This is a genomic window from Nocardioides marmoribigeumensis (assembly GCF_031458325.1).
Classification (GTDB): domain Bacteria; phylum Actinomycetota; class Actinomycetes; order Propionibacteriales; family Nocardioidaceae; genus Marmoricola_A; species Marmoricola_A marmoribigeumensis.
Map to the genome: position 1 here is coordinate 782,485 of NZ_JAVDYG010000001.1, position 23,302 is coordinate 805,786.

21 protein-coding genes are annotated in these 23,302 nt (G+C 71.5%); 6 read left to right on the plus strand and 15 right to left on the minus strand.

The window, feature by feature from the left end; all coding sequences use genetic code 11:
* The first annotated feature begins 123 nt into the window (after positions 1-123).
* Together J2S63_RS03820 and J2S63_RS03825 are read left to right on the plus strand one after the other, a co-directional pair.
* Positions 124-1,074 carry a sigma-70 family RNA polymerase sigma factor gene (locus tag J2S63_RS03820; protein WP_310298817.1) on the plus strand — a complete coding sequence of 317 codons (951 nt, stop codon included), beginning with the start codon at positions 124-126 and terminating at the stop codon, positions 1,072-1,074.
* Between the two features lie 136 nt (positions 1,075-1,210).
* Complete coding sequence (locus tag J2S63_RS03825; RefSeq protein ID WP_310298820.1) at positions 1,211-1,651, plus strand: hypothetical protein; 441 nt, start codon at positions 1,211-1,213, stop codon at positions 1,649-1,651.
* 5 nt (positions 1,652-1,656) lie between these two features.
* On the opposite strand, the gene coaE is transcribed toward J2S63_RS03825, so the two are convergent.
* The 6 genes from coaE to paaA all read right to left on the minus strand — a co-directional run bounded on the left by coaE (position 1,657) and on the right by paaA (position 5,991).
* A complete protein-coding gene (coaE, locus tag J2S63_RS03830; protein WP_310298823.1) occupies positions 1,657-2,241 on the minus strand; it encodes a dephospho-CoA kinase in 585 nt (194 codons plus the stop codon).
* A 98-nt stretch (positions 2,242-2,339) separates the two neighbouring features.
* Positions 2,340-3,377: a 2Fe-2S iron-sulfur cluster-binding protein gene (locus tag J2S63_RS03835; RefSeq protein ID WP_310298826.1), complete on the minus strand. Its 1,038-nt coding sequence runs from the start codon at positions 3,375-3,377 to the stop codon at positions 2,340-2,342.
* Positions 3,374-3,850, minus strand: coding sequence for a 1,2-phenylacetyl-CoA epoxidase subunit PaaD (paaD, locus tag J2S63_RS03840; RefSeq protein WP_310298830.1), 477 nt, complete (start codon positions 3,848-3,850; stop codon positions 3,374-3,376). The genes J2S63_RS03835 and paaD overlap by 4 nt, the downstream gene beginning before the upstream one ends.
* Positions 3,847-4,755: a 1,2-phenylacetyl-CoA epoxidase subunit PaaC gene (locus tag J2S63_RS03845; RefSeq protein ID WP_310298834.1), complete on the minus strand. Its 909-nt coding sequence runs from the start codon at positions 4,753-4,755 to the stop codon at positions 3,847-3,849. Before J2S63_RS03845 ends, paaD begins: the two co-directional genes overlap by 4 nt.
* A gap of 5 nt (positions 4,756-4,760) precedes the next feature.
* Positions 4,761-5,057, minus strand: a complete 297-nt coding sequence (paaB, locus tag J2S63_RS03850) for a 1,2-phenylacetyl-CoA epoxidase subunit PaaB (protein ID WP_310298837.1) — start codon at positions 5,055-5,057, stop codon at positions 4,761-4,763.
* Positions 5,050-5,991 carry a 1,2-phenylacetyl-CoA epoxidase subunit PaaA gene (gene paaA / locus J2S63_RS03855; protein WP_310298839.1) on the minus strand — a complete coding sequence of 314 codons (942 nt, stop codon included), beginning with the start codon at positions 5,989-5,991 and terminating at the stop codon, positions 5,050-5,052. The genes paaB and paaA overlap by 8 nt, the downstream gene beginning before the upstream one ends.
* 134 nt (positions 5,992-6,125) lie before the next feature.
* Between paaA and J2S63_RS03860 the strand changes: the two genes are divergently transcribed.
* A complete protein-coding gene (locus J2S63_RS03860; RefSeq protein WP_310298841.1) occupies positions 6,126-7,406 on the plus strand; it encodes a class I adenylate-forming enzyme family protein in 1,281 nt (426 codons plus the stop codon).
* A gap of 72 nt (positions 7,407-7,478) precedes the next feature.
* Here J2S63_RS03860 and rpsA read toward each other — a convergent pair whose 3' ends face one another.
* A complete protein-coding gene (rpsA, locus tag J2S63_RS03865; protein WP_310298844.1) occupies positions 7,479-8,930 on the minus strand; it encodes a 30S ribosomal protein S1 in 1,452 nt (483 codons plus the stop codon).
* 203 nt (positions 8,931-9,133) lie between these two features.
* Here rpsA and J2S63_RS03870 point away from each other — a divergent pair, with 203 nt between their 5' ends.
* Entirely contained in the window at positions 9,134-9,964 is an 831-nt protein-coding gene (locus J2S63_RS03870) for a class I SAM-dependent methyltransferase (protein WP_310306580.1), read from the plus strand.
* Positions 9,965-9,976: 12 nt separating this feature from the next.
* The gene (locus tag J2S63_RS03875; protein WP_310306582.1) at positions 9,977-11,269 is read left to right on the plus strand and encodes a lipopolysaccharide biosynthesis protein; all 1,293 of its coding nucleotides are present in this window, start codon (positions 9,977-9,979) and stop codon (positions 11,267-11,269) included.
* Positions 11,270-11,367: 98 nt separating this feature from the next.
* Here the strand turns inward: J2S63_RS03875 and J2S63_RS03880 are convergent, their stop codons facing one another.
* The 4 genes from J2S63_RS03880 to J2S63_RS03895 form a co-directional block, all read right to left on the minus strand.
* A complete protein-coding gene (locus J2S63_RS03880) occupies positions 11,368-14,223 on the minus strand; it encodes a hypothetical protein (RefSeq protein WP_310298846.1) in 2,856 nt (951 codons plus the stop codon).
* Positions 14,223-14,828, minus strand: a complete 606-nt coding sequence (locus tag J2S63_RS03885; protein WP_310298849.1) for a hypothetical protein — start codon at positions 14,826-14,828, stop codon at positions 14,223-14,225. Before J2S63_RS03885 ends, J2S63_RS03880 begins: the two co-directional genes overlap by 1 nt.
* A gap of 332 nt (positions 14,829-15,160) precedes the next feature.
* Positions 15,161-17,854 (minus strand): DNA polymerase I, encoded by a 2,694-nt coding sequence (gene polA, locus J2S63_RS03890; protein WP_310298850.1) that lies wholly within the window; start codon positions 17,852-17,854, stop codon positions 15,161-15,163.
* A gap of 53 nt (positions 17,855-17,907) precedes the next feature.
* Positions 17,908-18,489, minus strand: a complete 582-nt coding sequence (locus J2S63_RS03895) for a GNAT family N-acetyltransferase (RefSeq protein WP_310298853.1) — start codon at positions 18,487-18,489, stop codon at positions 17,908-17,910.
* Positions 18,490-18,665: 176 nt separating this feature from the next.
* Here J2S63_RS03895 and J2S63_RS03900 point away from each other — a divergent pair, with 176 nt between their 5' ends.
* Positions 18,666-19,445, plus strand: a complete 780-nt coding sequence (locus J2S63_RS03900) for a DUF554 domain-containing protein (RefSeq protein WP_310298856.1) — start codon at positions 18,666-18,668, stop codon at positions 19,443-19,445.
* A 22-nt stretch (positions 19,446-19,467) separates the two neighbouring features.
* Here J2S63_RS03900 and J2S63_RS03905 read toward each other — a convergent pair whose 3' ends face one another.
* From J2S63_RS03905 to J2S63_RS03920, 4 genes are read right to left on the minus strand one after another with little or no spacing between them, the layout of a single operon-like run.
* Positions 19,468-20,187 carry an ABC transporter ATP-binding protein gene (locus tag J2S63_RS03905; RefSeq protein ID WP_310298859.1) on the minus strand — a complete coding sequence of 240 codons (720 nt, stop codon included), beginning with the start codon at positions 20,185-20,187 and terminating at the stop codon, positions 19,468-19,470.
* Complete coding sequence (locus J2S63_RS03910; RefSeq protein ID WP_310298863.1) at positions 20,177-20,971, minus strand: ABC transporter ATP-binding protein; 795 nt, start codon at positions 20,969-20,971, stop codon at positions 20,177-20,179. The genes J2S63_RS03905 and J2S63_RS03910 overlap by 11 nt, the downstream gene beginning before the upstream one ends.
* 1 nt (position 20,972) lies before the next feature.
* Positions 20,973-22,223, minus strand: coding sequence for a branched-chain amino acid ABC transporter permease (locus J2S63_RS03915; RefSeq protein WP_310298866.1), 1,251 nt, complete (start codon positions 22,221-22,223; stop codon positions 20,973-20,975).
* Entirely contained in the window at positions 22,223-23,224 is a 1,002-nt protein-coding gene (locus J2S63_RS03920) for a branched-chain amino acid ABC transporter permease (protein WP_310298867.1), read from the minus strand. The genes J2S63_RS03915 and J2S63_RS03920 overlap by 1 nt, the downstream gene beginning before the upstream one ends.
* Positions 23,225-23,302: the final 78 nt, after the last annotated feature.

Here is a 23,302-nt window from a genome sequence, read left to right on the forward strand (position 1 = left end):
TGAAGGCAACCTCCGAGCACCCACGCGGACCCCTCACCCGACGGGACTAAAGGGCCCCACCCGGAGCGTTGTGACTGCTGCAGGGACGGGTTACCGCTCTGCCGTTGTGGGAAGGGAAGGACCGTGACCGCCACCATCACGCACACCCGGGAGATCGAGGGCCGCGACAGCGTCGGGCTCTACCTCGACGAGATCGCGCGCACCCCGCTGCTCGACGCCGTCCGCGAGGTCGAGCTGGCCAAGACCATCGAGGCCGGCCTGTTCGCCCAGCACCTCCTGGAGACCGGTCGCATCGGCCGCGCCAAGGGCGGCGCGCCCAAGCGGGCGACCCGCGAGGAGCTGGAGTGGATGGTCGAGGAGGGCGATCGCGCGATCCAGGAGTTCATCACCGCCAACCTGCGGCTGGTCGTCTCGATCGCCCGCAAGTACGGCCGCAGCCAGATGCCGATGCTCGACCTGGTGCAGGAGGGCAACACCGGCCTGATCCGCGCGGTCGAGAAGTTCGACTACACCAAAGGCTTCAAGTTCTCGACCTATGCCACCTGGTGGGTGCGTCAGGCGATCACCCGCGGCATCGCCCAGCAGGCCCGTGTGGTCCGTCTCCCCGTCCACGTGGTCGAGGAGATCAACCAGGTCAACGGTGCCCGCCGCACCCTCGAGCGTCAGCTCGGTCGCGACCCGGAGCCCGAGGACATCGCCACCGAGCTCGACATGCCGGTCGAGCGCGTGCTCGACCTCATGGCCTGGTCCCGCGACCACGTCAGCCTGGACACCCCGCTCGACGAGGAGGGCGACACCTCCCTCGGTGACCTGATCGCCCAGGAGAGCGCCCCGGGCCCCGACACCACCTTCCTCAGCACCGAGTCGCGTGAGCGCCTCTCGGCCCTGGTGGACAAGCTCGACCCCCGGGCGGCGGACATCATCCGGGCGCGCTACGGCCTGGTCGACGGCCGCATCCACAAGCTCGCCGACATCGGCGCCAAGCACGGCATCTCCGCCGAGCGGGTCCGCCAGCTCGAGCGGGAGGCGCTGCAGAAGCTCCGCGGCTTCGCCGGCCCCGACATGGCGGCCTGATCCGCTGGGTGCGGTTTCACTAGGTACCTAGTGACTTTGTCACTCCCCGAGCGAAACTTCGCTCGGGGAGTGCCAGTTTTCCCGCGCGTACGACGGGGCGGGCCCGGTCGCGGCCCACCCGCGGCATGATGCGCCCATGCCGGCCGCCGCGAGCACCCTGCTCAGCCCCGTGCTGCTCGCGGCCTGGCTCGTGCTCGGCCTGCTGATCGCACGGCGCAGCCACGCGGCCGGCACCGTGATGCTCTGGATGGTGGTCTTCGGTCCGCTCGGCCTCCTCCTCGTGGCGTACGGCGAGCACCAGCGCGCCCGCCTCGGATCACCTCCCGAGGGCGGCCCGGACACGCCCGAGCTCTTCGTCCCCGTCGAGGTGCACACGGAGTCCGGATGGGTGGCGGGCACGCTGCATCACTGGACCCTCACCGCGCAGGGCTGGCACGGCTGGGTCACGTTCGACCGCGACGGGACGGTCGCCGCCGAGTGGTTCACCTCGGACGCCGTGCGCCGCGGGCCGGGCGAGTCACCGGCGCCCCGCGGGCCCGAGGAGCCACGAGGTGGTCCCGTCGGCTGGGGTTCCTGAGGAAATCAGCCCATCAGCTCGGCGTACACCTCACGCACCCGGGCCTCGAGCTCCTCGCGCGTCTCGTCGTTCTCGATCACGTGGGTGGCGATCGACAGGCGCGTGTCCCGGTCGGCCTGGGCGGCGATGCGGGACTCGGCCTCCTCGCGGGTCATGCCGCGGTCACGGACCATGCGGTCGACCTGGGTCTCGTGCGGCGCGTCCACGACGAGCACGGCGTCGAAGTCCTGGGTGCGGCCCGACTCGGCGAGCAGCGGGATGTCGTGCACGACGAGCGCGCCCTCGGGCGCCTCCGCCTCGAGCCGGACGAACTCCTCGAACACGCGCGGGTGGATGATCCCCTCCAGGCGCCGCCGCGCGTCCTCGTCGTCGAAGACGATCCTCGCCACGGCCGGGCGGTCCAGCGAGCCGTCGGCGGCCAGCACCGAGTCGCCGAACGCCTCGACCACCTCGGCCAGCCCGTCGGTCCCGGGTGCGACCACGTCGCGCGCGAGCTGGTCGGCGTCGATGACCACCGCTCCGAGCGTGCGCAGCAACGACGACACGGTGCTCTTGCCCGAGGCGATGCCTCCGGTCAGCGCGACCCTCATGGGACTCCTCTGGTGCGGGGTTGTGGTCGCTCCGATCGTGGCACAACGCCAGATGAGCGACCGTGACTCCGAGTTGCACGACGGGGCGGAGCTCCCGGTCAGGCGTCGTAGTCGACCTCGACCCCGTCGGAGCGGGGGTAGCTCTGGCAGGTCAGGACGTAGCCCCGGGCCACCTCGTCGTCCTCGAGCGCGAAGTTGCGCACCATCTCGACCTCGCCGCTCACGACCCGGGCCCGGCAGGTCGCGCAGACCCCGCCGCGGCACGCGAACGGCACGTCGGACCGCGCGAGGCGGGCGGCGTCCAGCAGGGAGGACCCGGGCGGTGCCGCCACCTCGCTGCGCCGCCCGTCGAGGGTGAAGCACACCGCCACACCACCGGCCTCCTCCTGGGCAGCGGGAGCGGGCGGTGGCGGCACGTCCTCGACGAAGAACAGCTCGGCGCGCACCCGGTCGGCCGGCACGCCACGGTCGGCGAGGACCGCCCGCAGGTCACGCACCATCTCCCACGGGCCGCACAGCCAGTACGCCGCCACGTCCGGCCCGGCGAGCGCGTCGAGCACGGCGGCGAACCGGGCAGGGTCCAGCCGCCCGCTGAGCAGGGGCGCGTCCTGGGGCTCCCGGGACAGCACGTGCACCAGGGAGACCCGCGTGGGCCAGCGGTCCTTGAGGTCGGCCAGCTCGTCGAGGAACATCGCGCTGCGCGAGGTGCGGTTGGCGTAGAGGACCGTCACCCTCGCCCCGTGGTCGCGCAGCAGCGTCGTGACCAGCGACAGCACCGGGGTGATGCCGGAGCCGGCCGCGACCAGCACGTGGTGCTCGCCGGGCGACGGGGGGTAGGACGAGAGGCTGAACCGGCCGGTCGGGGCGGTCGCCTCGATCACGTCCCCCGGTCGCGCGGCGTCGACCAGCCACGAGGAGAACGAGCCGTCCGCCACGCGCCGCACCCCGATGCGCAGCGGCGCGCCAGGAGCCGAGCAGAGCGAGTAGGTGCGCGGCTCGTCCTCCCGGCCGGGCCGGCGTACGACGAGGTGCTGGCCCGCGGAGAACTCGCGGTCGGCGCCGTCGAGGGTCACCGCGACGGCGTCGTCGGTGAGCCGGTCAACGCGGGTGATCGTGAGGGGACGGAAGCGGGTCACTGCTCCCGCACCTTCTCGAACGGCTCGCCGCAGGCCGAGCAGGTGTGCAGCGTCGTGCACGCGGTCGGCCCGAAGGCACTGGTCAGCCTCGTGTCGATGGAGCCGCACCGGGGGCAGGTGGCGTGCACCGGGAGCACGGCAGGCAGCCCCAGCGACACCGTGCCTGCGGGCCCCGGGGGCGCGACGCCGGCCTCGGCCAGCGCGGCCCGCCCGGCCGGGGTGATCCAGTCGCTGCTCCACGGCGGCGAGAGACGCGTGCGGATCTCGGCGCGCAGGCCCAGCGCCTCGACGGTCGCGCGGACGTCGGCCTTGATCTCGGCCATCGCCGGGCAGCCGGAGTAGGTCGGCGTGAGGGTCACCACCGCCGTCGACCCGGACACCTCGACCGAGCGCAGCACCCCGAGGTCGGCCAGGGTCAGCATCGGCATCTCGGGGTCGGGGACCGCGGCGACCGCGGCTCGGACGTCGCTCACCACCTGCCCTCCGGGTGCTGCCGGGCCAGCGACTGCAGCTCCTCGAGCAGCTCGGCGAGCCAGGGGGCGTGCCGGCCGGCGCGACCGTCGTACGCCGAGACGTCGGGGGACGAGGCCGACAGGTCGCACTCCTCCCCCAGCCGCAGCCAGTCCGACCGGGTCTCGGCGGCGAGCGTCCCGGGGTCGGGCACGACGCCGGGAAGGGCGGCCGCGGCCAGGTCGGGGCGCCCGACCCACGGGGTGACCGCGATCCAGGCCTCGCCGGTGCGCCGGCGTGACTCGTCGGTGCCCCCTGCGAGCACGCGCACCCAGCCGACCGCGTGGTCGCGGTGGTAGGCGACCTCCTTGACCGCCCGGCCCGCGACCGCCGCCAGCACCGGGTCGGGCGAGGCAGCCAGCCCGTGCCACAGCCGCACGCGGCCGAGCGAGACCGCCGCGAGGCGGACGACGGCGTGGGCGAAGTCGGCGTCGGGCAGCGTCATCAGCACGTCGCAGCGGAAGTCGGCCGGGTCGCGGAAGAACGCCAGCCGGTCCTCCCCCGGCACCGGCGACCCCGCGGGCACGCCCGGCGCCAGGCGGTCCACGAGCCCCGGGTCGGCGGCCGCGGCCCGCGCGTAGAGCAACCGGGTCTGCCCGAGCAGGTCGAGCGCGACGTTGGCCAGCGCCACCTCCTCCTCGAGCTCGGGCGCCCGGGCGCACCACTGCTGCAGACGTTGCGCCAGCACCAGCGCGTCGTCGCCCAGCGCCAGGCAGTACGACGCCAGGGCGGCTGCGTCGATGCCCTCCGGCACCGCCGCGTCGAGCCCCTCGAGCGGGTCGTCCCAGCCGCCGCCGAAGGCCCAGTGGCCGTCCTCGACGTCGGGCTCGAGCAGGGCGGAGTAGGGGTCGTCGTGCACCTCGTCCACCCCGCTCACATGTGGGGGACGTCGTCGCCGACGTCGTAGAAGGTCGGGTGGCGGTAGACCTTGTCGCCGCTCGGGGCGAAGAACGGGTCCTTCTCGTCGGGGCTCGACGCGGTGACGTCCTCGGCTCGCACCACCCAGATGCTCACGCCCTCGTTGCGCCGCGTGTAGACGTCGCGCGCGTTGCGCAGCGCCGACTCGGCGTCGGCCGCGTGCAGCGACCCGACGTGCACGTGGTTGAGCCCGCGCTTGGGTCGCACGAACACCTCCCACAGCTCCCAGTCCGACCCGCGCGCCTCAGCCAACGCGACCACCCCGCGCCGCGAAGGCAGCGGCCGCCTCGCGCACCCAGGCGCCGTCCTCGTGGGCTGCCCGTCGCCGGGCGACCCGCTCGGCGTTGCAGGGCCCGTCGCCCTTGATCACCCGCGCCAGCTCGTCCCAGTCGGGCTGCCCGAACCGGTAGTGGCCCGTGGCGGAGTCCCACGCCAGCGACCGGTCGGGCAGGGTGACACCGAGCGCGTCGGCCTGCGGCACGGTCATGTCGACGAACTTCTGTCGCAGCTCGTCGTTTGTGTGGCGCTTGATGCCCCACGCCATCGACCGCGCGGTGTGGGCGGACTCCGCGTCGGGCGGACCGAACATCATCAACGAGGGCCACCACCACCGGTCGACCGACTCCTGCACCATCGCGCGCTGCTCGTCGGTGCCGCGCATCATCGTCTGGAGCAGCTCGTAGCCCTGACGCTGGTGGAAGGACTCCTCCTTGCACACCCGGATCATCGCGCGGGCGTAGGGGCCGTAGGAGGTGCGGCACAGCGGCACCTGGTTGCAGATCGCGGCCCCGTCCACCAGCCAGCCGATCGTGCCCACGTCGGCGTACGACGAGGCGGGGTAGTTGAAGATCGAGGAGTACTTCTGGCGCCCGTCGACGAGCATCTGCGTGAGGTCGGCCCGGTCGACCCCGAGGGTCTCGCAGGCGGAGTAGAGGTAGATCCCGTGGCCGGCCTCGTCCTGCACCTTGGCGGTCAGCACGGCCTTGCGCCGCAGCGACGGCGCGCTGGTCAGCCACGCTCCCTCGGGCTGCATGCCGATGATCTCGGAGTGCGCGTGCTGGGCGATCTGGCGCACCAGCGTGCGGCGGTAGTCCTCCGGCATCGCGTCGCGCGGCTCGATCCGCTGGTCGGCGGCGATCGTGCGCTCGAAGGAGTCGAGCTCCCCGGTGGGCGCGGTGGTGGTCATTGAGGTGCCTCCTGGCGGACGCGGGTCACGCGCCACTGGTCGACGGCGGTCGGCGCCCACCCGGTGGGGCGGTGCGCACGCCTCCATCCTGCCTGTGACCGCGGACACATCCAACCCGACCCTAGGCTCGGCACGTGACCGATCTGCTCGACCTGCCCCAGGGGTCCGTCGTCGCGCTGCAGGTGCCCGGCTCGACGGCGTACGTCGAGGTGGTGCTCGCGCTGCTCGGGCGCGGGGTCGTGCCCGCCCCGCTCGACCCCCGGCTGACCGCGGCAGAGACCGCCGGGATCCTCGAGGACCTCGAGCCCGTGGCCCACGTCACCGACCCCGCGGACGTCGACGACCTGGCCGAGCGCGTCGCCGGCGAGCCCCGCCGCACGCCGCTCGCGCGCCCGATGCACATGACCTCCGGCACGACCGGCCGTCCCAAGGGCGTGTGGAGCGGGGTGCTCACCGAGGAGCAGGGCCGGGCGCTGGTCGAGGAGGAGCGCGACCTCTGGGGGTTCCGCAGCGACGACGTCAACCTCGTCGTGAGCCCGCTGCACCACTCGGCGCCGCTGCGCTTCGCGATGGGCACGGTGCTGGCCGGCGGCCGGCTCGTGGTCCCGGGCCCGTTCGACGTCGCGCGTCTCACGCACGCCATCGAGTCCGAGCACCCGACCACCGCGTTCGTCGTGCCGACCCACCTCGCGCGCCTCTTCGCGCACTGGGACGAGGTCGGCACCCCCGACCTGTCGTCGTTCCGCCTGCTCGCCCACGCCGGGGCCGCCTGCCCGCAACCGGTCAAGGAGCGGCTGCTCGAGACGTTCCCACCCGGGACGACCTGGGAGTTCTACGGCTCCACCGAGGGCCAGCTCACCGCCTGCCCCGGCGAGGAGTGGCGCGAGCGGCCCGGCACCGTGGGTCGCGCCCGCCCCGGCCGCAGCATCACCGTCGCCGAGGACCGCACGATCTGGTGCGTGGTCCCCGAGCACGCGCGCTTCACCTACTACCGCGAGCCGGCCAAGACCGCCGAGGCCTGGCGCGAGACCCCCGACGGGCCCGCCTTCACCGTCGGGGACCACGGCCGGATCGACGACGACGGCTACCTCTACCTCGACGGCCGCCGGGAGGACCTGGTCATCTCCGGCGGCGTCAACGTCTACCCCGCCGAGGTCGAGGACGTCCTGTCCGCGGTCCCGGGCGTGCTCCAGGTCGCGGTCTTCGGCCGCGAGGACCCCGACTGGGGACAACGCGTCTGTGCGGCGTACGTCGGCGAGGCCGACCCCGCCGACCTCGCGGCCCGGGCGCGCGAACGACTGTCGCCGGCCAAGCGGCCCAAGGAGTACCACCGCCTCGACGACCTCCCCCACACGCCGACCGGCAAGGTGCAACGGCTCCTGCTCCCCGACCTGGTCGAGCCGGACCCGGCCTGAGACGCACCGAGGGCGGCCACCCCGGTGGGGGTGACCGCCCTCGTCTGCTGGTCAGCGAGCGGGACGCTCAGCTCACTCGTTGCCGCCGGTGAGCTTGTCGCGCAGCGCCTGGAGGGCCTCGTCGCTGGCGAGGGAACCCTCGCCCTCGGCGGCCTCGGAGGAGTACGAGGTGGCCTCGCCGGCCTCGATCTCCGCCTTCTTGGCCTCCTCCTGCTGCTTGACGTGGGCCTCCCAGCGGGCGTGCGCCTCGGCGTACTGCTTCTCCCAGGCGGCGCGCTGCTCGTCGTAGCCCTCGAGCCACTCACCGGTCTCCGGGTCGAAGCCCTCGGGGTAGATGTAGTTGCCCTCGGCGTCGTAGGAGGCGGTCATGCCGTAGAGGGTCGGGTCGAACTCCTCCACGTCGCTGGCCGTCGCGGTCTCGTTGGCCTGCTTGAGCGACAGCGAGATCCGGCGACGCTCGAGGTCGATGTCGATGATCTTGACCATGACGTCGTCGTTGACCTGGACGACCTGCTCGGGGATCTCGACGTGACGCTCGGCGAGCTCGGAGATGTGCACCAGGCCCTCGATGCCCTCCTCGACGCGGACGAACGAGCCGAACGGCACCAGCTTGGTGACCTTGCCGGGCACGATCTGGCCGATCTGGTGGGTCCGGGCGAAGTGCTGCCACGGGTCCTCCTGCGTCGCCTTCAGCGACAGGGAGACACGCTCGCGGTCCATGTCGACGTCGAGCACCTCGACGGTGACCTCGTCACCGACGGTGACGACCTCGGACGGGTGGTCGATGTGCTTCCACGACAGCTCGGAGACGTGGACGAGACCGTCGACGCCGCCGAGGTCCACGAACGCACCGAAGTTGACGATCGAGGAGACGACGCCCTTGCGGATCTGGCCCTTCTGGAGCTGGGTCAGGAAGCCCTGGCGGACCTCGCTCTGGGTCTGCTCGAGCCAGGCGCGACGTGACAGGACCACGTTGTTGCGGTTCTTGTCGAGCTCGATGATCTTGGCCTCGAGCTCCTTGCCGACGTAGGGCTGGAGGTCGCGCACGCGGCGCATCTCCACCAGCGACGCCGGGAGGAAGCCGCGCAGGCCGATGTCGAGGATGAGGCCACCGCGGACCACCTCGATGACGGTGCCGGTGACGACGCCGTCCTCCTCCTTGACCTTCTCGATCGTGCCCCAGGCGCGCTCGTACTGGGCGCGCTTCTTGGACAGGATGAGTCGACCCTCCTTGTCCTCCTTCTGGAGGACGAGGGCCTCGACGTGGTCGCCGACCGCGACGACCTCGGAGGGGTCGACGTCGTGCTTGATCGAGAGCTCGCGGCTCGGGATGACACCCTCGGTCTTGTAGCCGATGTCGAGCAGGACCTCGTCCCGGTCGACCTTGACGATGGTGCCTTCGACGATGTCGCCGTCGTTGAAGTTCTTGATGGTGCTGTCGATCGCAGCGAGAAGGTCCTCCATGGACCCGATGTCGTTGATCGCGACCTGCGGGGCCTCGGAGAGAGTGGGGGTGATCGTCATAAGAAGGATGGATTCCTTGGTGGATGGAGGTCGTGGCTGAGCGCGCGGCAGCCTGTTTCACTTCCGGGGAGGTGAGCAGGAGGATCATCGGTCTGAGGCTCGAGCGGACCGCACACGCTCTTGACACTCTACCGGCGCACCCGGCAGCGGGTCCAACCGACCCCGACCGCACCCGGAGGAGGTAGGAAGACCCTGTGACAACGATGCCCGACGGCGTCCACCCGGTCCGGCGACCCGTCGACGAGCAGGGCTCCCGCCGTGCCAACCGGACCGACTGGGACGCCTACGCCGACGAGTACCAGTCCACCCACGGCGACTTCCTCGGCGACGTCGGCTTCGTCTGGGGCCCGGAGGGTCACCAGGAGCGCGACCTGCAGGTCCTCGGCGACCCGGCCGGCCTGGCCGGGCTCGAGGTCCTCGAGGTCGGCTGCGGCGCCGCCCAGTGCTCCCGGTGGCTGGCGACCCAGGGCGCCCGGGTGGTCGGGCTCGACCTGTCCGAGCGCCAGCTGCAGCACTCGCGCCGCATCGACGAGGCGACCGGTGTCGTCGTACCGACCGTGTGCGCGACGGCGACCGCCCTCCCCTTCCCCGACGACGCCTTCGACGTGGTCTTCTCCTCCTTCGGTGCGCTGCAGTTCGTCGCCGACGGGGACGTCATGGTCGGCGAGGTCGCCCGGGTGACCCGGCCCGACGGGGTCTTCGCCTTCTCCGTCACCCACCCGATCCGCTGGTCGATGCCCGACGACGCCGGACCCGAGGGCATGACGGTCACCAGCTCCTACTGGGACCGCACGCCCTACGTCGAGGAGGACGAGGACGGGCGCCCGCGCTACGTCGAGCACCACCGCACGCTCGGCGACTGGGCCGACCTGCTGTGGGCCTCCGGCTTCGCGATCACCGCGCTGCACGAGCCGCAGTGGCCCGAGGGCCTCGACCGGGTGTGGGGCGGGTGGGGTCCGCTGCGCGGTCGCCTCATCCCCGGCACCGCGATCATCGTGGCGCGCTTGCTCCGCCCGCCGAGCCCCGTCTCCTAGGCTTCCCCGGTGATGTCCACCCGCCCCCGCCTGCCCTCGTGGCTCACCGGGAGCGGTGTCATCGCGATCGGCATGGGGGTGATGAACCTCGGCACCTACGGCTTCACCCTGCTGGCCGCGCGGCTCCTCGGCCCCAAGGAGTACGGCGCCCTGGCCGCCCTCATGGGCCTCATGCTCGTCACCGCCGTGGTCCAGCTCGGCCTCCAGGCCACCGCGGCCCGCCGCGTCTCGACCCACCCCCACCGGCTCGAGGAGACCGAGGCGGAGGTGGTGCGCGCGTCGTGGAAGGCCGCCTGGGCGCTCGTGGGCATCACGGTGGTCACCTCGCCGCTCGTGGTGCTGCTGCTCGAGCCGGGCGGCCCGCTCGGCGGCTACGCCGCGGCGCTGCTGCTCGCGGCCTCCTGCCTCCCGCTGACCCTGATGGGCGCCCAGGCCGGACTGCTCCAGGGCGAGCGCCGCTGGTACTCCCTCGCCACGGTGTACGCCGCGGTCGGGCTCGGGCGCGTGCTCCTCGGTCTCGGCGGCATGGTGTGGCGCGAGGACGTCACCGGCGCGATGGTCGGCGTCACCCTCGGCAACGTCGTGCCCACGCTGATCGGGTGGGTCGCGCTGCGTCGCCGGGTCCCGGCGCCGAGCGCCGCCCCCGAGCACGAGTCCCCGGAGCCCGCGACCGGGGTCCTCACCGAGGTGGCCCACAACTCCCACGCCCTGCTGGCGTTCTTCGCGCTCACCAACACCGACGTGATCCTGGCGCGCATCCTGTTCGACAAGCACGACAGCGGTCTCTACGCCGGCGGCCTGATCCTCGCCAAGGCCGTCCTCTTCCTGCCCCAGTTCGTGGTCGTGATCGCCTTCCCCAACATGAACGACCCGGCCGTGCGCCGCCGGATGGAGATCTCGGCGCTGGGCGTCGTCCTCGCGATGGGACTCGTCGCGACCGCCGGGGCAGGGATGCTGCGGTCGCTGGCGGTGGTCTTCGTCGGCGGCCCGGAGTATGCCGACCTCGAGCCGGCGATCTGGGCCTTCGCCGCGATCGGCACCCTCTGGGCGATGGAGCAGCTGATGGTCTACAGCACCGTCGCTCGCCAGTCGCGCCGCTCGGTGGGGGTGATCTGGCTCGGCCTGGTCGCCCTGGTCGTCCTGGCACAGCCCGCCCACACCGTCGCCCACCTCCTCGAGGTGGTCGCCGCGGTCCACGTCGTGGTCCTCGGGGTCCTCGTCGTCCTCAGCCAGACCGCCCACCGCCGCCACCGGCCCACGGCGGTCGACCCCGGTGCCGACGCACCCGCTCCCCCCGCTCCCTGACCGGACCCGGGCGCCACGCGACGAGGGTGCCGGCCCCTCGCGGGACCGACACCCTCGTGTGTCGTGTGCGCCCCGGCTCAGCGGCCGGGGCGCGTGCCTCAGATCAGGCGGCGACGCAGCGCGAAGACCGCACCGCCCGCGCCCAGCAGGGCCAGCCCGGCGACGCCGCGCATCAGGTTGCGCGAGCCCTCGCCGTCCTCACCCTTGATCTCGTAGCTGTACGCCGCGAGGCCCATGGCGTCCGCCGGAGCACCGACGACCATCTTCTCCTCCTGGGCACGCTTGGCACCGGCGACCAGCAGGGCGTACTGCTCGCCGTACTTCTGCGCGGTGTCCTGGCCGGCCGCGACGAGCTTCTTGGTGCCCTCGGTCGAGAGGCGCTGAGCGCCGTCGACCAGCTTCGGCGCACCGCCGGCGGCGGTCACGAGACCGTCGGCCAGCTGGCCCGAGCCACCCGCGGCGGCCGAGAGGCCGTCGGCGAGCTTGTTGGCACCCGCGTCGAGCTGACCCGCACCGTCGGCGAGCTTGCCCGCACCGTCGTCGAGCTTGCCCGCACCCGCGCTGAGCTGACCCGTGCCGTCGGCGAGCTGACCCGTGCCGTCGGCGAGCTTGCCCGCACCGGCGGACAGCTTGCCCGCACCGGCGAGCAGGTCACCGGTGCCACCACTGAGCTGGCCAGTGCCGTCGGAGAGCTGGTCCGCACCGGCCTTGAGGTCGGTCAGACCGGCGGCCAGCTTGCCCGCACCTGCGGAGAGGGCACCCAGGCCATCGGTCCCGGCGAGGTCCGCACCCCCGGCGGCGAGGGCCGCCGCGGCGCAGATGAGGGTCTCCTCCGGGTTGCAGCCCTTGTCGGCCGAGCCGAGGCCGGCCAGCAGTTGACCCTGGATGCCGTTGACGACCGTGTCGACCAGAGTCGGGATGCCCTGCTGGATCAGCTGGACAGCCTGCGAGACTCCGCAGAAGTCCGCAGCGTCCTTGTCAGTCTGGGTCGGGTCACAGGGGTCGTTGAAGAGTGCCTTCTTGAGCAGGGCGATGCCAGGCAGGGCTTTCGAATCGAGCCCCTCGAAGACTCGGGTCAGCGCCTTGGCGGCAGCATCGGCCTGAACCTTGAGTCCGCCGTCCTCGAATACCGTGTTGGGGCCGAGCTGAAGACCGCCATCGGGCGCACCGTACCCAAGGGCGGCCACGGTAGCGAACTTGCAGGGGTTGTTGCCCGGGAGTGCCAGGTTCGTGACGGGCGGCAGGCCATTCACGAGCGGAGCGCAACCCGCGAGGGTGATCAGCGCCTGGTAGCTTCCCACTGCTGCCGGCAGCAAGGACGTCGAGATGTCGTCGACCCCGACATTGAACTTGCCAGCAATGATCTCGGCCGCATCCGCTGCGCCACAGTCGTCGGCCAGGGTCGCCGTCGACTCGTCCTGGTCACAAGCGTCTTTTCCGAGCGGGCTGCGCAGGCCGTACTTGAGCAGGTTGAGTCCGCCGAGGATGGTGTCCGTCGTCGTGTCCGAAGGACTGCCGATGCCGGTGACGATCTTGCCGAGGGTGCCGATGAGTCGCTGGTAGTCCGGGCTGACGTCGAGCTGGCCCTTGACCGTCTCGTCGATCGCCTCCACGCCGGCCTTAAGGGTCTGGAGACCCACGAGGAGCTTGGCCTGGCCGGCCGCGATCTGCTGGCTGCCGACGTACGCCGTCTGGGCGCCGGTCGCGAGGGTGCCGGAGCCCTCGGCGAGCTGGCCGGCCCCGTCCTGCAGCTTCTTGGCGCCCGTGTCGAGCTTCTTCGCGCCACCGTCGAGCTTCGTCGCCCCGTCGTTGAGCTGGGTGAGTCCGCCGTTGAGCTGGCCCGCGCCGGCGTCGAGCTTGAGCGCACCGCCGTTGAGCTTGGTGGCGCCCGCCCGGAGCTCGGTCGTGCCGCCCTTGAGCTGACCGACGCCGTCGGAGAGCTGGCCCGCACCGTCGGCGAGCTTGGCCGCACCCGGGGCGGCCTCGTTCTGCAGGCCGTCGCGCAGCTGCTGCGCGCCGTTGCGCAGCTTGATCAGGCCGGCCAGCAGGTCGCCAGCGCCGTCGCGGAGCTTGAGCAGGTTGCTGTCGATCTCGGCCGCACCGGCAGCGAGCTCCTCGCCCGTCTGCGCACCGCCCTTGTAGGAGTCGCCCGCGGTCTTGAAGCTGGGGCTCTCCAGGGGGTTGACCGGGAGCGCCGAGACGCTGGCGTCGGGGGCGATCGCGTCAACCACCTTGGCGGTGTAGCCGAAGGTCGCGGTGTCGGACCCCAGGGGCGCCAGCAAGGTCATCGTGTAGCTGAGCTTGGTGCCGCCCTCGCCGTCGCCGGCCATGTTGGCCTCACCGGACTTGACGTCGCGGAAGGTCGAGGGCAGGCCCACGGTCAGGCTGCCGACCATGGGGACGATGACGTCGGACTGCTTCTCGACCGTGCCGCCCTTGCCGTCGGTGAACGAGATGGTCTGCGTGCGACCGGTGACGTTCTTGACGGTGTAGAGGACCTCGAGGTCGCCGGACTTGCCGACGAGGCTCTTGGGGCTGATCTCCTTGCCGTCGAGCTTGTAGACGATCGAGATGTCGAGGGGCAGGTCGCCCTTGTAGTCGCTGACCGACCGCAGGTTCTTCTCGCCGTCGACCTTGACGTCGACCATCTGGTCGTTGCCCTTGACCTTGAACCCGCCGAAGCCGTCGAGGTTGCGCAGGCCGGAGGTGGTGATCGGGTTGGCCAGGTCGACCGCACCCTTGCCGGTGAGGGCGAGCTGCTCGTAGATGCGCTTGGACTTCACCGCGCCGGTGGCGTCGGTGTAGGCCTGCACGGTCTCGGTGTTGACGACCTGGACGCCGTTGTCCGAGCCGGAGGTGGCCGCCACAGCGGGGAACGCGCCGGCGGTGAGGACCACCGCGGAGGCGCCGACGAGGGCCGCGAGCCGGCTCGCGGTCGAGGTGGGGGTGCGCATCAGTTCTTGCCCATCATGGTGTCGAGGCCGACCGTGTCGTCCTGGGAGTGCTGGGGGGTGGCGCCGCGCGCGGAGCCGTGGGGGGTACGGCGCTCGGCCAGCTCCCGCTCCTCTGCGTGCTCGTGCTCGGGGCCGAACCACGCGACGGACAGGAAGCCGATCGCGGAGGTCAGCAGCACGGTGGTGGCGGTGCTGACCGAGGTGTCGAGGATCTCCGGCGGGGCCGCGGCGTAGGTGAACTCGTAGGCTCCGGCGAAGGTGCCGGCGCCGAGCAGGACCGCCCACAGCGGCAGTCGGCCCATCAGGGCGAGGGTCAGGCCGAGGCACAGCAGCAGGGTGAGCGCGACGGCGACACCCCGTCCCGCGGTGGTGTCAGGCAGGAGCGCGGCCCGGACGAAGTAGCCGATCCAGGCGAAGGCGAATCCCCCGACGAAGCCGGCCAGCCGCATCGACGCGGTGCGGTCCGGCACGAGGCCGACCACGGCGCCCATCGCGGCCCCCAGCAGCGCCACCGACTCGAGCTCGAGGTCGAGGGCCCCGCTGATCAGGACGACGGCAAGGGCGGCCACGGACAGGGCCAACCCCACGAACAGTTCTTTGCGCATGAATGCGCGCTCCCTTCTAACTGAGCGGTTCCCGCCGCTCATGGCCTGCTCTCCACAGGCAAATGTGTTCCCGCACTATAAGGACGCCGCAGACCGTGGCCCTAATGCGACATGACAGTGCGAATCGTCCTCAACAATGCGAAGTGGCGTCACGTTCTCACGAAACTTGGTCAAATGACCAGTTTCGCGGGTCAGTTCGGGCAGAAAGTCCTTCTTCCCCCGGGACGGGGGTCGGGGAACGTGTTCTGACCGAAGTGTCACGTTTCACACCCTGCCGCAGCCAGATGGCGGCGTCCAGGGCCGCATGGGTGCCCCCTGACGGCCGGTCGGGCTCAGTGCGCGGCCTCGTGCCAGCTGCGTCCGAGGCCGACGGAGACCTCGAGCGGGACGGTGAGGTCGGCCGCCGCCCCCATCTCGGTGCGTACGACGGTCTCGAGCGCCTCGCGCTCCCCCGGGGCGACCTCGAACACGAGCTCGTCGTGGACCTGCAGGAGCATGCGGGACCGCAGGCCCTGGTCGGCCACCGCGCGGTCGACCCGCAGCATCGCGACCTTGATGATGTCGGCCGCCGACCCCTGGATCGGGGCGTTGAGCGCCATCCGCTCGGCCATCTCGCGGCGCTGGCGGTTGTCGCTGGTGAGGTCGGGCAGGTAGCGGCGGCGACCCAGGATGGTCTCGGTGTAGCCGCTGCGGCGGGCCACGTCGACGATGCCGGCGAGGTAGTCGCGGATGCCGCCGAAGGTCTCGAAGTACTCGTCCATCAGGCCCCTCGCCTCCGCGGTGTCGATCTTGAGCTGCTGGGACAGCCCGAAGGCCGACAGGCCGTAGGCGAGGCCGTAGTTCATCGCCTTGATCTTGGCCCGCATCTCCCCCGTCACCGCGGTCGCGTCGACCTCGAAGACCCGGGCGGCCGTGACCGAGTGGAAGTCGTGGCCGGACCGGAACGCCTCGATCAGGCCGGCGTCCTCCGACAGGTGGGCCATGATGCGCATCTCGATCTGGCTGTAGTCGGCGGTGAGCAGCGACTCGAAGCCGGGCCCCACCACGAAGGCCTCACGGATGCGCCGGCCCTCCTCGGTGCGGACCGGGATGTTCTGCAGGTTGGGGTCGGTGCTCGACAGGCGGCCGGTCGCGGCGATGAGCTGGTTGAACGTGGTGTGGATGCGGCCGTCGGGCATCACCGTCTTGAGCAGGCCCTCGACGGTCTGGCGCAGGCGGCTCACGTCGCGGTGGCGCAGCAGGTGGAGCAGGAACGGGTGCTCGGTCTTGTCGTAGAGACCCTGGAGCGCGTCGGCGTCGGTGGTGTAGCCGGTCTTGGTGCGCTTGGTCTTGGGCATCTCGAGCTCGTCGAAGAGCACCACCTGGAGCTGCTTGGGCGAGCCGAGGTTGATCTCCTTGCCGATGACGCCGAACGCGTCGGCCGCCGCGCGGCGTACCTCCTCGGCGAAGTGGGACTCCAACCCCTCGAGCAGCTCGACGTCGACGGCGATGCCGGTGCGCTCCATGCCGGCCAGCACGTGGACCAGGGGCAGCTCGACCTCGCCGAGCAGGCGGGTGCCACCTCGGTCGGCGAGCTCCTCGTCGAGCGACGAGGCGAGGTCGAGGACCGCGCGCGCCTGCAGCATCGCGGTGTCGGCCGCCCCCGTGTCGCCCAGTCCCTCGAGGGTCAGCTGGCCGTCGTCGGCCTGCTCGGCGACCTTGAGCTCGCGCTTGAGGTAGCGCAGGGTCAGGTCGGCCAGGTCGTAGCTGCGCTGGTCGGGTCGGGCGAGGTAGGCCGACAGCGCGGTGTCGCGCTCGAGCCCGCCGAGCTCCCAGCCCCGGGCCGCCAGCGCGAGGAGCGGGCCCTTGGCGTCGTGCAGGACCTTGAGCCGTTCGGGGTCGGCCAGCCAGGCGGCGACGGCCGCGTCGGCCTCGGCGTCGAGCCCCGTGACCTCGAACCAGGCGGCACCGGCCTCGGTGGCCAGGGCCAGGCCGTCGACCTCGCCGCTCCCGGCGCGCCACGTGCCGACGACCTGGACCCCGACCCGCTCACCAGCCGGCGCGTGCTTGTCCAGCCAGGCGGCGACGTCGGTGCCGGTCAGGGTGGTGGTGGCCAGGTCGAACCCCGACTCGTCGATCTCCTCCGCGGACTCCAGGGTCTGGAAGAGCCTGTCGCGCAGCACCCGGAACTCCAGCGAGTCGAAGATGGTGTGCACCTCCTGGCGGTCCCACGGACGCACAGCGAGGTCGCGCGGGTGCAGCGGCAGGTCGAGGTCGCACACCAGGGCGTTGAGCTGGCGGTTGCGCATCACGTCGCTCAGGTGCTCGCGGAACGACTCGCCCTTCTTGCCGGTGATCTTGTCGGCGTTGGCGATGACGGCGTCGAGGGAGCCGTACTGCTTGAGCCAGCGGGCGGCGAACCCGGGCCCCACCCCGGGCACGCCCGGCAGGTTGTCGGAGGTCTCCCCCACGATCGCGGCGAGGTCGGGATACATCTGAGGGGGGAGGCCGTAGCGCTCCTCGACGGCCTCGGGGGTCATGCGCTTCATCTCGGACACGCCGCGCATCGGATAGATGACCGTCGTGTGCTCGTTGACCAGCTGGAACGAGTCGCGGTCACCGGTGCAGATGAGCACCTCGAAGCCCTCGGCGACCCCCTGGGTGGCCAGCGTGCCGATCACGTCGTCGGCCTCGAAGCCCGGCTTCTCGACGTAGGGGATGCGCAGGGCGTCGAGGACCTCCTTGACCAGGGAGACCTGGCCGGCGAACTCCGAGGGCGAGGCCGAGCGGTTGGCCTTGTAGTCGGCGTACTGCTCGGAGCGGAAGGTCTGGCGTGAGACGTCGAAGGCGACGGCGAGGTGGGTCGGCGCCTCGTCACGCAGGACGTTGATCAGCATCGAGGTGAAGCCGTAGACCGCGTTGGTGTGCTGACCCGTCGAGGTCGAGAAGTTCTCCACCGGGAGCGCGAAGAAGGCGCGGTAGGCCAGCGAGTGGCCGTCGAGGAGGAGCAGTCGAGGTCGCGTGCCGGGCACCGCGGGGTCAGCCATCCCGCGATGCTAACCGCCGCCACCGACAGGCAGGACGGCGGTCGCCGGCCTCCTCAGGAGACGGCGTTGCGCACCCGCGAGCGACGCTGCAGGCGACGCGCAGCCACGACCTGCCCCACGTGCTTGGACCGGGTGGAGCGGGCGGCGACCGAGGGCTCCACCGGCATCCGCGCCCGGAGGGCCGCCACCGTCGACCCGCGGACGACGGCCACCTGGGCCAGGCCCAGACGCGCCAGGAAGCGGTTGGTCTCGCGGTCGTTGACCGCACCCGCGACCAGCAGGTGCGGGATGCCGTGGTGCTCGGCGTGGGTCAGGGCCGCCTCGAGCAGGGCCCGGCCGACACCGCGTCGCGTCTGGGACTCCTCCACCTGCAGGTGGCTCACGTTGAGCATCTCCTCGCTCAGGAGCGGCGAGAGCCGGGCCGCGCGCAGGTAGGCCGTGCCGACCACCTCGCCCCCCGACTCCGCGACCAGGACCCGGGAGCCCGGGTCGTCGGCGAGCGCCGCCAGGACCATGGCAGCCAGGTCGGTGTGCTCGTCCCACTCAGCGGGGTGGGGCAGGTCGTGCCACAGGCGCGCCAGCGCCGGCCCGTCCTGAGGTCCCAGGTCTCGTACGTCGACAGGGGTGCGCGACACGTGCTTCCTCCCACACAGGTCCGCGCGGGGGCGCGGAGCAAACCACCCGAGATCTGAAGTTGTCATGCCCGTCGACCCGACCGGCCATGCCAGGCACCACACCCCGGGCGTACCCCAGCCCGGGACCGTGGTGAGATGTCCTGCCCCGGGACGAACCCGGGAAGAGGAGGACTCGAGTGTTCCCCGGAACCGGCACGCTCGTCAACATGAGCACTGTTCTGGTTGGCGCCTCGCTCGGTGTGCTGGTCGGCGACCGGCTCCCCCAGCGGGTGCGCGACACGGTCACCGACTGCCTCGGTCTGGTCACCCTCCTCATCGCCGGGCTGAGCGTCGTGGACGTCCTCGACCCCGCGCTGGCGAGGGCCGTCGGCGACCAGGCCCCGGTGCTCGTCGTCCTCGGGAGCCTCGTGCTGGGCGGCATCACCGGGTCCTTCCTGCGGGTCGAGGACCGGCTCGAGGGGCTCGGCGGATGGCTGCGCGACCGCCTCACCCCGCCCACCTCGCCGGACAGCCCGCAGCACGTCGCGGACGGGCCGTCAGCCGCCCGCGCCCGGTTCGTCGAGGGGTTCGTCACCGCCTCCCTGCTGTTCTGCGTGGGCCCGCTGACGGTGCTCGGGTCGCTCGACGACGGCCTGGGCCGCGGCGCGGAGCAGCTCTACGTCAAGGCAGCCCTCGACGGCTTCGCCGCGATCGCCTTCGCCGCGTCGTTCGGTTGGGGCGTCGCGGCCAGTGCCCTCGTCGTCCTCGTCGTGCAGGGCGGCCTGACGCTGGTCGGCGTGCTCGTGGGTGATGTGCTCCCGGCCGCCCACCTCGCGGCCCTGGGCGCGACCGGAGGCCTGATGCTGCTCGGCCTCGGCCTCAACCTGCTGCGGGTGCGGCGCCTCCCGGTCGGGGACCTGCTGCCCGGCCTGGTGGCCGCTCCCCTGCTCGTCGAGCTGCTGGTGCTGCTGCGCTGACCGCCGGCTCAGGTGCTGGGGCTCAGAGGTCCCCGCCGAGGTAGGCCGCCTTGACCGAGTCGTCGCCGGCGAGCTCCTTGCCCGTGCCCGTCCGCACGATCTCACCGGTCTCGAGGATGTGGGCGGTGTCGGCGATCTTGAGCGCCTGGGCGGCGTTCTGCTCCACCAGGAGGACCGTGGTCCCCTGCTGGTTGATCTCGCGGATGATCGAGAAGATCTGCTGGATCAGCTTGGGGGCCAGGCCCATCGAGGGTTCGTCGAGCAGCAGGAGCCGGGGACGCGCCATGAGTGCGCGCCCGATCGCCAGCATCTGCTGCTCGCCGCCGGACATCGTGCCGGCCACCTGCTTCTCGCGCTCCTTGAGCCGGGGGAAGAGGTCGAACACCCGGTCGAGGTCCTCGGTGTAGGCCGGCGTCTTGCGGTCCTTGCGGACGAACGCCCCCATGTCGAGGTTCTCCCGCACGGTCATCCCGACGAAGACCCCGCGGCCTTCGGGCGACTGGCTGATGCGCAGCGCGACCCGCTCGTAGGCCGGGACCTTGGTGATGTCCCTGCCCTCGAACACCACGCTGCCCGCCCGCACGGTGCGCAGCCCCGACAGCGTCTTGAGGGTGGTCGTCTTGCCGGCGCCGTTGGCCCCGATCAGGGTGACGACCTGCCCCTCCTCGACGGTGAAGGAGATGTCACGGATGGCCTCGATGTGCCCGTAGTTGACGCACAGGCCCTCGACCTCAAGAAGCATCCTCGTCCACTCCCAGGTAGGCGGCGATGACCGCCGGGTTGTCGCGGATCTCGGCCGGTGTGCCCTCGGCGATCTTCTTGCCGAACTCCAGGACGACGATCCGGTCGGTCACCCCCATGACCAGCCGCATGTCGTGCTCGATCAGCAGCACGGTGTAGCCTCGGTCCCGCACCCGGCGGATCAGCTCCATGAGCTCGACCTTCTCCTGCGGGTTGAACCCCGCGGCGGGTTCGTCGAGGCAGAGCAGGGCCGGCTCGGTCGCCATCGCGCGCGCGATCTCGAGCCGCCGCTGGTCGCCGTACGACAGGTTGGCGGCGAGCTCGCCGGAGCGCTTGGTCAGGCCCATGAAGTCGAGGAGCTCCATCGCACGCTCGTGGCCCTCCCCCTCCTCGCGCCGGTGCTTGGGCGTGCGGAACAACGCGGAGACGACCCCGGTCGTGTGGTTGGCGTCGGCGCCGACCATGACGTTCTCCAGCGCCGTCATCGACTTGAACAGGCGGATGTTCTGGAACGTGCGCGCGATGCCGAGGCGCGTGATCTGGTGCTTCTTCATGCCCGCCAGCGAGCCGCCGCGGAAGCGGACCTGGCCCATCGTGGGCTCGTAGACGCCGGTGATGACGTTGAAGCAGGTGGTCTTGCCGGCGCCGTTGGGGCCGATCAGCCCGAGGATCTCCCCCTCCTCGATGTGGAGGGAGACCTGGTCGAGCGCGGTCAGGCCACCGAAGCGCAGGGTGACGTCGTCGACCTCGAGGATGCGGCCCGGACGGCCAGTCTCGTCGGCCATGTCAGGCCCCCTCGCCCGTCTCGTCGTCGGTCGTGCTCATGCCACTCGTGGTGCCACTCGCGACGACGCCGTCCTCCGCGAGCTCGCCCTCCTCGAGCAGCTCGATCTCCTTCTCCGCCGCCTTGGCCCGGATCGTGCGCGCCGGCGGGAGGAGACCCTGAGGCCGGTAGACCGGCAGGATCATCAGCGCCAGGCCGAACACGAGCAGCCGGAAGTCGGCGAACTCGCGGAACCGCTCGGGCAGGTAGGCCACCAGCACGCCACCGACCACCGCACCCCACCGGTTGCCGGCTCCGCCGACGATGACCGCGGCGACGAAGAGGATCGAGAGCAGCAGGGGGAAGCTGAGCGGGTTGATGTAGCCGCCCTGGCTGCTGGCGAACAGCGAGCCCGACAGACCGCCGATCGCGGCGCCCATCGCGAACGCGAGGAGCTTGAACCGGAACGTCGGGACGCCCATCAGCTCCGCGGCGTCCTCGTCCTCGCGGGTGGCCTCCCACGCGCGGCCCACCCGGCTGTTCTTGACCAGCTTGTCACCGATCATCACCAGGATGAGCACGGTGAGGATGAGCCAGTAGTAGGGGATCGCGTCGACCGCCCCGAAGACCAGGAAGCGGGTCCCCCGGTCCGGGTCGATCGAGGGGATGAGGCCGTCCCAGGTCAGCTGCGGGATCGTGAACAGCCCGCCGTCGCCGAACGGCGGCTTGGGGGACGGACCGATCGTCGGGGGGTGCGGGATGTCCTTGATGCCGGCCGCCGCGCCGAGCCACTCCACGTTGGTGACCACGAGCCGGATGATCTCGCCGAAGCCCAGCGTCACGATCGCGAGGTAGTCGCCGCGCACACGCAGCGTCGGTGCGCCGAGGATGACGCCGCTGAGCATCGTGACCGCGATGGCGATCGGCAGCACGAGGAAGAACGGCCACTGGAAGTGCTGCGAGGTCAGGACGCCGGTGGTGTAGGCGCCGACGAGGTAGAAGCCGATGTAGCCCAGGTCGAGCAGACCGGCATAGCCGATGACGATGTTGAGGCCGACCGCCACGAGGGCGAGCGCGGCCGAGGAGAACATGATGCCGCCGAAGTCGGTCTGCTGCGTGGTCAGGATCGGGGGCCGCATGAGCGGCAGCGCGTAGAAGAACAGGGCGAGCAGGACCACGAACAGCAGGCGTACGGCGCGTGGCTGGCGGGTCCAGCCGTCGTGCAGCCGCATGCGCGCCCGGGCGACGGGGTTCATCGTGCTCGTGCCCGCCATCACGCACGCGCCTTTCCGAGAGACTCCCCGAGCAGGCCGGAGGGTCGGACGAGGAGGATCAGGATGAGGAGCACGAACGACACCACGTCCTTCCAGTCGGTGCCGAAGATCGCCGCCCCGTAGTTCTCGACCACTCCGAGCAGCAGGCCACCCAGCAGCGCACCGCGCAGGTTGCCGATGCCGCCGAGCACCGCGGCGGTGAAGGCCTTGACGCCGAGGATGAAGCCTGCGTTCTGCCTGGTCGCGCCGATCTTGAGCATGTAGAACGTGGCGGCGGCCCCGGCCATGAGACCACCGATGAGGAAGGTCACCTGGACGACCCGGGTCGAGTTCACGCCCATCAGGGCGGCGGACTCGGGGTCCTGCGCGACCGCCCGTATGCCGCGGCCGAAGCGCGTGCGGCGGACGAACTGGTCGAGCGCGACCATCATCAGCAGCGCGGCCACGATGACCAGCAGGTCGACGTCCTTGACGGTGTAGCCGCCGACGGTGAACAGGCCCTGGGGCTGGATGGTCACCGGGTTGGGGTAGACGTCACGTGCCTTGGCGACGTAGTTGTCGAGGTCGTCGTCGAGGCCCACCCACGCGGCGAAGCGGTTGCGCAGGCCCATTGCCTCGGCCAGCACGAAGGAGGCGCCGATCGCGGAGATCAGCGCCATGAGCCTGGGGGCGTTGCGCGTGAGCAGCGGGCGGTAGGCCACGCGTTCGAGCAGCAGGGCGATGGCCGCGGACACCAGCATGGCCGCGACGAGGGCGACGGACAGGAGCCCGAGGCTCGCCCCCAGGCTCTCGGTGCTGGCCACGGTGCCGTGGAAGAAGACGAACACCCACGCGACCGCGAAGGTGCCGTACATGAAGACCTCTGAGTGCGCGAAGTTGATCAGCTGCAGCACGCCGTAGACCATCGTGTAGCCCAGGGCGACCAGGGCGTAGATCGCTCCGAAGGCCAGGCCGGTCACGGTCAGGCCGATGAAGTTGTCGAACAGGAACTGGAAGTTCACCACGATCCCCTAGCGACGACGACGGCCGGGGGCGGAATGCCGCCCCCGGCCGCAGTCTGTCATCTGTCGTTGTACTCG

Bases quoted from the DNA above. Each gene is read 5' to 3' on its own strand.
- J2S63_RS03825 (WP_310298820.1), top strand. From the start codon at position 1,211: ATGCCGGCCGCCGCGAGCACCCTGCTCAGCCCCGTGCTGCTCGCGGCC.
- coaE (WP_310298823.1), bottom strand. From the start codon at position 2,241: ATGAGGGTCGCGCTGACCGGAGGCATCGCCTCGGGCAAGAGCACCGTG.
- paaA (WP_310298839.1), bottom strand. From the start codon at position 5,991: ATGACCACCACCGCGCCCACCGGGGAGCTCGACTCCTTCGAGCGCACG.
- rpsA (WP_310298844.1), bottom strand. From the start codon at position 8,930: ATGACGATCACCCCCACTCTCTCCGAGGCCCCGCAGGTCGCGATCAAC.
- J2S63_RS03870 (WP_310306580.1), top strand. From the start codon at position 9,134: ATGCCCGACGGCGTCCACCCGGTCCGGCGACCCGTCGACGAGCAGGGC.
- J2S63_RS03875 (WP_310306582.1), top strand. From the start codon at position 9,977: ATGTCCACCCGCCCCCGCCTGCCCTCGTGGCTCACCGGGAGCGGTGTC.
- J2S63_RS03880 (WP_310298846.1), bottom strand. From the start codon at position 14,223: ATGCGCACCCCCACCTCGACCGCGAGCCGGCTCGCGGCCCTCGTCGGC.
- J2S63_RS03885 (WP_310298849.1), bottom strand. From the start codon at position 14,828: ATGCGCAAAGAACTGTTCGTGGGGTTGGCCCTGTCCGTGGCCGCCCTT.
- polA (WP_310298850.1), bottom strand. From the start codon at position 17,854: ATGGCTGACCCCGCGGTGCCCGGCACGCGACCTCGACTGCTCCTCCTC.
- J2S63_RS03905 (WP_310298859.1), bottom strand. From the start codon at position 20,187: ATGCTTCTTGAGGTCGAGGGCCTGTGCGTCAACTACGGGCACATCGAG.
- J2S63_RS03910 (WP_310298863.1), bottom strand. From the start codon at position 20,971: ATGGCCGACGAGACTGGCCGTCCGGGCCGCATCCTCGAGGTCGACGAC.
- J2S63_RS03915 (WP_310298866.1), bottom strand. From the start codon at position 22,223: ATGGCGGGCACGAGCACGATGAACCCCGTCGCCCGGGCGCGCATGCGG.